The sequence below is a fragment of the Mesorhizobium japonicum MAFF 303099 genome (genome assembly GCF_000009625.1).
Taxonomy (GTDB): domain Bacteria; phylum Pseudomonadota; class Alphaproteobacteria; order Rhizobiales; family Rhizobiaceae; genus Mesorhizobium; species Mesorhizobium japonicum.
This window is the reverse complement of the sequence record NC_002678.2, coordinates 2,736,278-2,747,500: the sequence shown is the minus strand read 5'-3', so window position 1 is coordinate 2,747,500 and position 11,223 is coordinate 2,736,278. Positions and strand designations below refer to the sequence as shown.

The window sequence follows — 11,223 nt, the reverse complement described above, 5'->3', positions numbered from 1 at the left end:
AACCGTACCCGAAACCGACACTGGTGGTCTGGTAGAGTATACCAAGGCGCTTGAGAGAACTATGCTGAAGGAACTCGGCAAATTGCACGCGTAACTTCGGAAGAAGCGTGACCCTTTTCCACGCAAGTGGAGGAGGGTGGCACAGACCAGGGGGTAGCGACTGTTTATCAAAAACACAGGGCTCTGCGAAGTCGCAAGACGACGTATAGGGTCTGACGCCTGCCCGGTGCTGGAAGGTTAAGAGGAGGGGTGCAAGCTCTGAATCGAAGCCCCAGTAAACGGCGGCCGTAACTATAACGGTCCTAAGGTAGCGAAATTCCTTGTCGGGTAAGTTCCGACCTGCACGAATGGCGTAACGACTTCCCCGCTGTCTCCAGCATAGACTCAGTGAAATTGAATTCCCCGTGAAGATGCGGGGTTCCTGCGGTTAGACGGAAAGACCCCGTGCACCTTTACTATAGCTTTACATTGGCATTCGTAGTGGCATGTGTAGGATAGGTGGTAGGCTTTGAAACCTGGGCGCCAGCTCAGGTGGAGCCACCCTTGAAATACCACCCTTATTACTATGGATGTCTAACCGCGGCCCGTTATCCGGGTCCGGGACAATGTATGGTGGGTAGTTTGACTGGGGCGGTCGCCTCCTAAAGAGTAACGGAGGCGCGCGATGGTGGGCTCAGAACGGTCGGAAATCGTTCGCTGAGTGCAATGGCATAAGCCTGCCTGACTGCGAGACTGACAAGTCGAGCAGAGACGAAAGTCGGTCATAGTGATCCGGTGGTCCCGCGTGGAAGGGCCATCGCTCAACGGATAAAAGGTACGCCGGGGATAACAGGCTGATGACCCCCAAGAGTCCATATCGACGGGGTTGTTTGGCACCTCGATGTCGACTCATCGCATCCTGGGGCTGGAGCAGGTCCCAAGGGTATGGCTGTTCGCCATTTAAAGCGGTACGTGAGTTGGGTTCAGAACGTCGTGAGACAGTTCGGTCCCTATCTGCCGTGGGTGTAGGAATATTGAAAGGATCTGTCCCTAGTACGAGAGGACCGGGATGGACGGATCTCTGGTGGACCTGTTGTGGCGCCAGCCGCATAGCAGGGTAGCTATATCCGGACGGGATAACCGCTGAAGGCATCTAAGCGGGAAACCCACCTTAAAACGAGTATTCCCTGAGAACCGTGGAAGACGACCACGTTGATAGGCCGGGTGTGGAAGAGCGGCAACGCTTGAAGCTTACCGGTACTAATAGTTCGATCGGCTTGATCGTTCTCATTCCTTATGCTCATCACTCCCAATCGGGACGATGAAGGCACAACAAGACCAGCGAACAGCTCAGAGAGAGCGCAAGACTAGGGACTTCCCTATTCGATACTCCCTATTGGCTATTCGCTCAAAAGCTTCTCGAACAACGTGCGTTTTGCCGACCTGGTGGTTATGGCGGAGCGGCTGCACCCGATCCCATTCCGAACTCGGCCGTGAAACGCTCCAGCGCTGATGGTACTTCGTCTCAAGACGCGGGAGAGTAGGTCGCTGCCAGGTCTGCTAAACGCACGTTGAACTCACATCCAATCGGATGGAGTGAAATCTTCTCTCTACGAACTGGCCCGCCAATCGGGAAACCACGGGCCGCGAAAGCGGCCCTTTCATTTGGTGAGCCATCTACCTATCTGTAGGCCAGCCTATTCGTAGGCTTGCGCTTACGCCCTAAGCAAGCAAACGCTTGCCTAGATCAGCAAGCAAACGCTTGCCGAGAGGTGACGCGGGGTGGAGCAGCCCGGTAGCTCGTCAGGCTCATAACCTGAAGGTCACAGGTTCAAATCCTGTCCCCGCAACCAAATCCAAAAACGGCCCGCCTCAAGCGGGCCGTTTTGTTTTTTGCTGGGGGTGCCGGCAACCTTAACCCTCATCAGCCGCCCGCAAGCCGCCTAAGCCAATGCCGCCGGGCAGAAAACTCAAAGCCTCCCCAAAACCAAACATCAAATCGGCCCGCATGGCTCAACCAGCGGGCCGTTTGCGTTTGGGGCACGATCGAAACACGGCTAAGGCCAAAGCGTTCCGATGTAAGCCTCCACTGACATTACGTGCTGTGTCCGGCGTCACCCCTGGCGACGCCGCGCGCCCGCTTTCTCTCGGCCGCGGCGAGCAATTCGACGAAGGCGCGCACCTTGGCGGGCCGGAAGCGGGCTGGCGGGAACACAGCGTGGATGCCGCCGGTCGGCAAGGTCCACTGCGCGAATATCCGCACGAGCCGACCCCCGGCGATATCCTCATCGACCGCATAGTCGGGAAATATACCCAGACCGATGCCGGCGAGCACGCAAGCGTAGGCCGCCGGGCTTTTGTCGCAGACGACGACGGGATTGAGTTCGGTCAGCACCGTCTCGCCGTTCCTGGAAAACAGCCATTGGCCGACGCCGCGCAACTGAGCATTGCCGACCCAGGCCAGCGATCGTGCCTGGTTCGGGTTCGCATCCGCGGGCAGGCTTGCCGCGAAGGTCGGGCTCGCAACGACGATCTGCCGAATCGTGCCCAGTCGCCGTGCCTGGTTGGAGGAATCGGCAAGCCAGCCGACACGGATGCCGAGATCGATCTGCTCATCGACCAGATTGCTCACCGCGTCGTCGAAGATCGCTTCGACGCGCATCTGCGGATAGGCCTTCAGATATGCCGCCATGACCGGCGCCACCACTCTGGTGCCGTAGTCGAGCGGCGCAGTCAGCCTCAGCGTTCCGCTCGGTTCGACCGCGCCATGCGAGATCTCGCCATAGGCTGCCTCCGCCTCGCGCAGGATGATCATCGCGCGATCATAAAACAGGCGACCGTCTTCCGTCGGGGTGACGCGCCGCGTCGTGCGCTGCAGCAGCGTTGCGCCCAGCTCATCTTCGAGCTTGCTGACTTGATGGCTGACCACGGCCTTGGCGACGCCAAGCCGGTCCGCGGCCGACGTGAACGAGCCGGCTTCCATCACGGTGGTGAAGTAGACGAGCCGATTGAGGTTCAGAAGGTCGGCCAAGGTGATTGCCTTTGTCTGATCTGATCAGACAGTTTGTATTATTGGGTGCCATTTATCGCAAGACCTCCGCCTGCCACATATCGCCAGGACATTTGGCGGCCCGTCAGCCGACCGCCCGGACCAAGGATGGCAGCGATCGTGAGCAATTCAGACGTGACTTACCTTTTCGATCCGCTCTGCGGCTGGTGCTATGGCGCCACGCCGATGCTGGACAGGCTCTCGGCCGGCGGCGCGCGCATCGAGCTGCTGCCGACCGGCCTGTTCTCCGGCGCCGGTGCGCGGCCGATGGATCAAGGCTTTGCCGCCCATGCCTGGGCGAACGACCAGCGCATCGAGCGTCTGACCGGACAGAAGTTCACGCAGGCTTACCGAAACAATGTCCTCGATATTCGTGGCACCTTGCTCGACTCGCATGCCGCCACGCTCGGCATCAGCGCCGCCGGCCTGGAAGACCCACGCCGGCGGCTCACAGCGCTGAAGGCGATCCAGCGTGCGCGCTATGTCGACGGCCGCGATATCGTGACGGTCGAAGGCGTGGCTGCCGTGCTCGCCGATGCCGGCATGGCCGACGCCGCTGCCATGCTGAAGAAGCCGACCGAAACCTTGCTGACGGCTCACGGCGAGCTGGTTGGCCGAGGCCGCACGCTGTTCCAGCGCCTGCATGCCAATGGCGTGCCTTCGCTGGCAGTCATCCGCAATGATACGCCGCGGCTCATCGGTTCGAACGCGCTGTTCGGCAGCTTCGACAATCTCGTCGCCCATATTGCGGCGGCGTGATCTCCCCCAACTGACCTCCAACAAGGACTGGAAAAGGACATGGCAAAAGTCGCTCTCATCGGCGCATCAGGCGCCGTCGGTTCGCGCCTGCTCAAGGAACTCTCCGACCGTGGCCATACGGTCACCGGTATTGCCCGCCACCCCGAAAAGATTGCCGCGCTGCCCGGCGTGACTGCGAGGAAGGGCGATGTCTTCGACAGGCAAGGTCTCGCCGACCTGATCCGTGGCCATGATTTGGTGATCAGCGCAGTGCATTTCCTGGACAGCGATCCCGACACGCTGATTGCCGCCGTGCGTGCTTCCGGCGTGAAGCGCTACCTTATCGTCGGCGGCGCCGGCAGCCTTGAGGTCGCGCCCGGTAAAAGGCTGGTCGACACGCCCGAATTCCCTGCCATCTACAAGGCCGAGGCACAGAAGGGCGCCGACTTCCTCGACAAGCTGAAAGCGGTCGGCGACCTCGATTGGACGTTCCTGTCGCCCTCCGCCATGTTCGTCCCGGGCGAGCGCACCGGCGAATTCCGCCTGGGCAAGGACACGCTACTGGCCTCCGACAAGGGTAGCAGCATCTCCTTCGAGGACTACGCCATCGTCATGGTCGACGAGATCGAGAAGCCTGCCCACATCAGGCAGCGTTTTACCGTCGGCTATTGATCAACCGGCGGCGGCCGTGTCTCGATCGAGGCCGGCAGACGCCAGCCGCATCAGGGCCTCGCGGACGCCGACGCGCCGATAGGTTTCGGTGACGAGGCCGTCCTGTCTCAGCTCCTGGCGACGGCGCTCGACGAAGGCGCGTTCCTCGGCGGTCAAATCGTGCTCGCGCTTGCGGAGCCAGTCCTGGTAGGACGAATCGAGTTCCTTGACCGGCTTGGCCGCCGTCGAAACGGAAGCCGGCCGGCTGTCGCTGTAGCGCGGCCGCAAGGCGCTGTTGGGATTGTATTCGGTTCGCCTGTCGTTGCCTGAAATGACAAGGTCGGGATCCGCTACCCGGCCCGACGGGCTGTAGACGAAGGCCGAGGCGATGCGGTCGAGTGCGGCATCGACCTCCTTCGGCCGATGCACGACCTCGCGCGGCGCGCGATCGGGAACGGCCAGCCTTGTGATGCCGCGATCGTTGATGGCGTCGAGCACCTCGCGATGGTCGAGCGAGGTGATGACCTCGCGCCGGGCCGGCCAGAAATCGTAGGGCGCATGCGCGCCGTAACCCTTGCCGATGTGGAAGGCATAGATTTCGGGATAGACCGTCAGCTGCGTGCGGCGGCTCGGCTTGACGTCATAGAAGGAGGTGATGGCGATCTGCAGCAGATGGGTGGCGCCGATGCCGCCAAGCGCTTCGTCGATCACCAGGCCGAAGCGGTCATGCGGGTTCCAGTCCGGCAAGGCCTGCGCGATCGAGGCGGGTTTGCCGTCGATCTCGACGTCGAACATATCAGCCTTCAGCAACGTCACGACGTGCATTGCGGTCTCCATCGTCTTGCGCCGATTCGTCGAAACGTCATCAAATCAGCAGCGCTTCCGCCTGTCAGCCCGGCATCCCGCTTCAACCGTTCGAATCGGGGCAGCCCAGCCGGGTCTTGCGAGACTCCTTCCCCACCGGCGTCGGCATGGATAATACTGTCGGCTTTGCGGAGGACAGATCATGGAGCAGAGCCGGCTGTCGAAGAAGGAGCGGCATGAGCTCATCTTGTCGGAAGTGCGCCGCTCGGCCTCGATTCGTGTTTCCAGGCTCGCTTTGCGCCTGGGTGTCGCCGGCGAAACGATCCGGCGCGACCTTGTCGAGCTTGGCGATGCGGGGTTGCTCAACCGAACCTATGGCGGCGCGACGATCTCGCTGGTGACATCCGAGCCGGTGATCGCCGAGCGCAGCCAGACCATGATCGAGGAGCGGGCGCGGATCGGGCGCGGTGCGGCCGGGCTGGTCGAGAAAGGCCACATCGTGATGATCGACGGCGGCTCGACGACCTATGAGGTGGCGCGCGGTCTCTCGCAGTTGAAGCGGGAGCTGACGATCATCACCAACTCCATCGGCGTGGCCTCGGTGGCCGGGGCCAATCCGAGCTTTCGGGTCATCCTTTGCCCCGGCACCTATGACAGCCGAGAAGCCAGCGTGGTCGGTGAAGATACGGTGGAATTCGTCAGGCGCTACAATGCCGACATTGCCATCATCGGCGCGTCGAGCCTGTCCGCGGACGGGCCCAGCGACACGATCTCGGGGGCGGCGGCGGTCAAGCGGGCGATGATCTCCCGTGCGCTGTCAACAGCGCTTGTGGTGACCAACGACAAGTTCGGCCGCAACAGCCTCGAACGCATCTGCACGCTCGGCGCGCTTTCCGACATCGTCACCGATCGTGAACCGCAACCGGCGCTGCGCGCGGTCATCGAAGCAGCCGGAACGGAACTTCACGTCTGCAGTGGCGACTGAACGGGCCGTCCGACTGTCTATGCGCGGCCGTCCATCGTCGCTCGCAACCAGGCCGTGATGGTATCGAAGTCGATCGGTTTCGTCGTGTCGACGTCGAAGAACGGTCCGCGCCGCAGCGGCTCGGCGCGTTTGGCGAGTTCGATCAATTCGGGGATATAGGCCGCACCGGGATGGCCGGCGGGACGCAGGTCGAGCCGGGCGCCGTAGCGCTCGGCGAGCACCTCGCCTGGTGCATGGCACCAGATTTCGAAAGTCTGCTCGACGCCTGCCTTTCTCAGATGATCCTCGAGAACCTCCCGCGGCTGGAAGCCGAACCAGGCATCGACGATGAAGGTGGTGCCGGCAGGGGCTTCGCCGACGACCGACCAGATTGCCTGGTAGCTGGCGCGGCCGAGCGTGCGGTTGAACAGGCGGTCGCCGCCGCCGAGTACTTCGAGGAAGGGGTTCTTGATCGTGTCGAGCGCCAACAGCGGCCAGTCCATGCGATCGGCGATGCCGCGCGAGACGGTGCTCTTGCCGCTGGCGGGGATGCCGTTGACGAGCACGGCGCGAAGCGGGCGGCTGGACTGGGTCGAGGGCGAAAGGTGCGGTTCCGCCGCCAGGGCCTGGAGGCCGGCGCCGATCACGCCGGCATCGTCACCGAGTTGTGCTGCTTCGACCTGGCATTGGTACCAGGGTGCCAGCGCCGGCGCTCGGCCGAGTGCTGCATGGGCCGCCCGGCCAAGGCCGCCGCCAAGCAGCACCAAATCGGGAGCAAGCATGGCAACGGCGGTGTCGATGGCGGCCCGCAGCGGTTTCGCCCAGGCGTCCAGTACGCCGCGCGCCTGAATATCGCCGGCTGCATCGCGGGCAAAGAGCTGATCGACCGAAATGTCGGTGCCGAGCCCGGCGCGCGCAATGTGACGGCCGAGCGCGGTGCCCGAACTGGTGGTTTCGACGCAGCCGCGCCGGCCGCAGGCGCAGACCTCGCCATTGACGTCGACGGTGATGTGGCCGAGCTGGCCCGCCGTTGCCGAACCACGCGTGATCCGCCGATCCTGGGCGACGGCGCCGCCAATGCCGGTGCCGATGGTGAACATGACGATGTTGCCATGGCCGCGCCCGGCGCCGAGCGCCATCTCGGCGGCCAGCGCCATGTTGCAGTCGTTGTCGATGATGACAGGCTTGCCTGTCATGTCTTCCAGGCGCTGCGCCAGCGCGACCGAGGCGAGGTTGACATAGCCGCCCGACAGCACCGCGCCGCGCCGCGCATCGACGCGGCCTGGAACGCCGACGCCGATGGCCTTCACATCCGGCGTGTCGAGAAGGCGCACCATGTCGGCGATGCGGCCGAGCACCAGCTCCGGGTCCGGCGCGCTTTTTTCGGAAACGCGCTTGATGATTTCACCGGTGCCGGAAATGCGGGCGGCACGCAGATTGGTGCCGCCGATATCTATTCCTATGCTGAGAGGCATGCCGTCCTGCATCTGTTTTCGCGCAATTCCGGACGCAAAGCCGCTTCACACTTTCGCTGGAACAGCTCTCGTCCAACGCAACTGTCAGGCAGCGGCTTTCTGCCGGTAGTGGCCGATCACGGCCTGGATTTCACGCAATCGCGGCACTGCGATGGTCTTAAGCCTTTCGCGCTGGATGTCACGGTCGAGCGAGATGCAATCCTTCCACAGCGAGCGGCCGGCGATGACACCCGAGGCGCCATTCTGCATGGCGATCTCGACCTGGCCAAGGAAGGTCGCGTGGTTGACGCCGGCCGAAAGCACCGCCCACGGCACCTCGCCGGCCATTTTGGTGATGTTGGCGCAGGCTTGCGGCGTTCCGGGGTAGGGAAGCTTCAGCACCTTGGCGCCGCACTCCAGCGAAATCCGGGTGCCTTCCTCAACCAGCCATGGCGCATTGGCCGCATAGTCCTCGGGGCTTTCCCCGTCGAGCTGATAGGTCAGGAACTCGACGACCAGCAGCAGGTCCTCCTGCCCGAAATCGGCGATGCATTGGCGCAGAATGGCGATGTTGTGTTCGTTGGCTTCAGGCTTGTCGGCTCTGAGATACACCATGATCTTGCCGCCGGTGCCGCCGAGTGCGCGGACGCGGCGCGCGTCGATGCCGGGAACCAGGCGCGACAGGCGGTAGCCCTCGGGCGAGAGGTCGAAACCGGAAGCGTCGAGGCCGATGAGAAGTGCTGTATCGCGGTTCAAGACGCCCTCGTCGACAATGCGCGGCACCGCGCAGAGCGGGTCGAGCAACACGCAGGACGCCGCACTGGCGAGGTAGCGCGTGATGTCGGCCTTGGTGTCGCCGAGCATGTCGTTGGTGATCTTGGCCTGTTCGTCCGGGTCCGACGCGAGCAAGGTCCGCATGCCGCCGCGCTGGTCGCACGCGATGGCCACAATGGCCCCGTCCTTGCCGCATATCTGCTGGTAGCCGCGCAGTTCCGCGGTGGTCATCTTGGTCATGGTCTCAATCCGATGTTGGCGCTCCCTAGACGAAGAGCGCGGATCCCGTGGAAACAACGATGTTCAGTTCTGCCCGCCCGCCGGCTGGACGCCATCGCCTTCGAAGAAAGCGCCTCGCCGGGCTCGCGGCCCGTGAAGCGCCGCACGTTGCGAGTTGGCTGGATTTGCGCGATAACTCCCGTCGGCCTATGTGTATGTAACACGTTGCTGAAAGGAATTGCAAGCTGTCTATCCCTCCTCTCCAGGATGCGACCGCATCGCGGACAATGCTGCACACGGTGGCCAAGCTGTATTATGTGGAGGAGATGTCGCAGGTCGATATTGCTCGCCGGCTCGGCGTCTCTACCGCGACGATTTCGCGCCTGCTGCAGCGGGCGCGGGCTGAGGGCATTGTCCGCATCGAGGTTCTCGACCTGGCGACGCCGGACGACATCACCAGGCAGCTGATCGATGGCTTGAAATTGCGCGATGCCGCGGTGGTCGAGACGCCGGCAGCGGGCACGCTGGCGGCGCTCGCGGCGCCCCTTGGCGGGCTTCTCAGGCAAGCGCAACTGGTGGCGGGCTCCGTCGTCGCCATCGGCTGGGGGCGCGCCGTGCGCGAGGTCATCCGGGCCGGCCTGCCGCGCATGCCGGGCGTGCTGACCGTGGCTGCCACCGGCGGCATGCAGCAGCAGGCGGCGCATTTTCAGGTCAACGAATTCGTGCGACTTGCAGCCGAGGAGTTCGGCGGCACCCCGCATTTCATCCATGCCCCCTATCTGCCCTCTAGCGAATTGCGCGAGGTCTTCCTGCGCGACACCGCCATCCGCGATGCCGTCGCTCTGTGGGAGAGGACCGATGTCGCGATCGTCGGCATCGGCCTGCCGCATGCCATCAATGCCCCCGAGGCAAGTGCCGCCACGCCGAGCGAACAAGCGCTGGTTCATGCCGCGGGCGACGTGCTTCGCCATTACTTCGATGCCGAAGGCACGCTGATTGCCTGGGAGGGCGAGAGCCGGATGATCGCCATGTCGCCGGCGCAGTTGCGCGCCGTGCCGCTGGTCATCGGCCTTGCCGCGTCGCCGGAAAAGGCGACGGCAATTATTGCAGCCGTTCGCGCGGGTCTCATCAACACGCTGGTGACGGATACCAAGACGGCGCAGGCCATCCTCGCAGCGCTCGCGTAACGAATAGTCCAGGCGGGACGCCGCCACGAAAACCAGTTGTGCCGCCGAAAGGCCCGGGTGATAGTTGACCGGGGCTCGGCGGAGCAATCGGATGTCGTACGGTGTGAAAAGCCCGGCGCTGCCAACTCGGAAAAACCGAGTTGCAATTTATTTCTGCAAAGTGTTACAAGTTCGAACGCCCGCCGGCAAGGCGAGGCGTAGGACACAGTTTGCCGGACCTCGCGAAGGCTAAGGAACGGAGCTGTGGCCAGGTGCGCCGGCGACTGACCGGCCGACATATCGACTGGAGGGCGCTTGGGAGGAGCTGCCCGCGAAAGGCAAACAGGCGTTCCCGGCCGTCGGCATCCGAACGGATGACGGCCATTCCAATGTCACTTGCAACGGCAGATCTGCCAACAATGAGGAGGATGTCATGAAGAAGATCGTTGCCGCGTTCGCGGCGCTCGCCGTCAGTGCCACGGTGCTGATTGCGCCGGCGCAAGCGCAGGACAAGAAATACACCATTGCGCTGATTCCGGGCCTGACCACCGACGGCTTCTACATCACCATGCGCAAGGGCGCCCAGGCGGCGGCCGACGCGCTTGGCGTCAACCTGGTTTTCCAGGGGGCGCCGGACTTCAACCCGGTCACCCAGGTGCCGGTGCTCGACGCGGTCATCGCCAAGAAGCCGGATGCGATCCTGATTGCGCCGACCGACAAGGTTCAGCTGGTCGAGCCGCTGCGCAAGGCCAATGACGCCGGCATTCCGGTCATCACCGTAGACACGTTCATCGGCAGCGGCGTCTACCAGACCGGCGCCGGCGACGCCGATTTCCCGCTGGCCTATATCGCATCCGACAATGTGCTCGGCGGCGAGATTGCCGCGCGGGCGCTCGCCACCGCCATCGGCGACAAGGGCAAGGTCTACGTCTCGAACGTCAAGCCCGGCATCTCGACCACCGACCAGCGTGAAGAGGGCTTCAAGAAGGAGATGGCCAAGCATTCGGGCATCACCGTGCTGGAGACCCAGTTCAACGACGACGACGCCAACAAGGCGGCCTCGCAGCTGCAGGCGGTGTTCGCGCGCAATCCCGATCTGGTCGGCGTCTTCGGCGCCAATCTGTTCTCGGCGCTGGGTGCCGCTAACGGCGTCAAGCAGGCGGGACAGACGGGCACGGTCAAGGTCGTCGCCTTCGATGCGCCGACCAGCATCGTCGACAACATCAACACCGGCCTGGTCGACGTGGCGATCGCCCAGCATCCGGCCGAGATCGGCTACTACGGCGTCGTCTCGGCCTATGCCCATCTGACCGGCCATTCGATCCCGGTCACCATCGGCACCGGCTTCACGATCATGGACAAGTCGAACATCGCCGATCCGAACATCTCGAAGTATCTCTACTCCGAGTAAGTCCAGCATTGGCT

General features: G+C 63.3%; 9 protein-coding genes, 1 tRNA gene and 2 rRNA genes (1 of these 12 running past the window's edge). 8 read left to right on the top strand and 4 right to left on the bottom strand.

What is annotated here, in order from left to right; all coding sequences use genetic code 11:
- From MAFF_RS14425 to MAFF_RS14415, 3 genes are all read left to right on the top strand, one after another.
- Positions 1–1,264, top strand: a 23S ribosomal RNA gene (locus MAFF_RS14425); it begins 1,585 nt to the left of the window's first position.
- Between the two features lie 157 nt (positions 1,265–1,421).
- Positions 1,422–1,536: ribosomal RNA gene (rrf, locus tag MAFF_RS14420) — 5S ribosomal RNA — on the top strand.
- 219 nt (positions 1,537–1,755) lie between these two features.
- Positions 1,756–1,832, top strand: a tRNA-Met gene (locus tag MAFF_RS14415).
- 242 nt (positions 1,833–2,074) lie between these two features.
- Here MAFF_RS14415 and MAFF_RS14410 read toward each other — a convergent pair.
- On the bottom strand, positions 2,075–3,010 hold the full coding sequence (locus tag MAFF_RS14410) for a LysR family transcriptional regulator (protein ID WP_010911657.1): 936 nt from the start codon (positions 3,008–3,010) through the stop codon (positions 2,075–2,077).
- A 138-nt stretch (positions 3,011–3,148) separates the two neighbouring features.
- Between MAFF_RS14410 and MAFF_RS14405 the strand changes: the two genes are divergently transcribed.
- A complete protein-coding gene (locus tag MAFF_RS14405; protein ID WP_032933797.1) occupies positions 3,149–3,787 on the top strand; it encodes a DsbA family protein in 639 nt (212 codons plus the stop codon).
- 39 nt (positions 3,788–3,826) lie between these two features.
- On the top strand, positions 3,827–4,438 hold the full coding sequence (locus MAFF_RS14400; RefSeq protein WP_010911655.1) for an NAD(P)-dependent oxidoreductase: 612 nt from the start codon (positions 3,827–3,829) through the stop codon (positions 4,436–4,438).
- Here the strand turns inward: MAFF_RS14400 and MAFF_RS14395 are convergent, their stop codons facing one another.
- The gene (locus MAFF_RS14395; protein ID WP_157865995.1) at positions 4,439–5,242 is read right to left on the bottom strand and encodes a hypothetical protein; all 804 of its coding nucleotides are present in this window, start codon (positions 5,240–5,242) and stop codon (positions 4,439–4,441) included. It abuts the gene before it with no gap.
- A 181-nt stretch (positions 5,243–5,423) separates the two neighbouring features.
- On the opposite strand from MAFF_RS14395, the gene MAFF_RS14390 reads away from it, so the two are divergent.
- Positions 5,424–6,206, top strand: coding sequence for a DeoR/GlpR family DNA-binding transcription regulator (locus MAFF_RS14390; protein WP_010911653.1), 783 nt, complete (start codon positions 5,424–5,426; stop codon positions 6,204–6,206).
- Positions 6,207–6,223: 17 nt separating this feature from the next.
- On the opposite strand, the gene MAFF_RS14385 is transcribed toward MAFF_RS14390, so the two are convergent.
- Together MAFF_RS14385 and MAFF_RS14380 are read right to left on the bottom strand one after the other, a co-directional pair.
- Entirely contained in the window at positions 6,224–7,660 is a 1,437-nt protein-coding gene (locus MAFF_RS14385; RefSeq protein WP_157865993.1) for an ROK family protein, read from the bottom strand.
- Positions 7,661–7,744: 84 nt separating this feature from the next.
- On the bottom strand, positions 7,745–8,653 hold the full coding sequence (locus tag MAFF_RS14380; RefSeq protein ID WP_010911651.1) for a tagatose-bisphosphate aldolase: 909 nt from the start codon (positions 8,651–8,653) through the stop codon (positions 7,745–7,747).
- Between the two features lie 266 nt (positions 8,654–8,919).
- Between MAFF_RS14380 and MAFF_RS14375 the strand changes: the two genes are divergently transcribed.
- Complete coding sequence (locus MAFF_RS14375) at positions 8,920–9,819, top strand: sugar-binding transcriptional regulator (protein WP_010911650.1); 900 nt, start codon at positions 8,920–8,922, stop codon at positions 9,817–9,819.
- A gap of 412 nt (positions 9,820–10,231) precedes the next feature.
- Positions 10,232–11,209 carry an ABC transporter substrate-binding protein gene (locus tag MAFF_RS14370; RefSeq protein WP_010911649.1) on the top strand — a complete coding sequence of 326 codons (978 nt, stop codon included), beginning with the start codon at positions 10,232–10,234 and terminating at the stop codon, positions 11,207–11,209.
- Positions 11,210–11,223 lie beyond the last annotated feature (14 nt).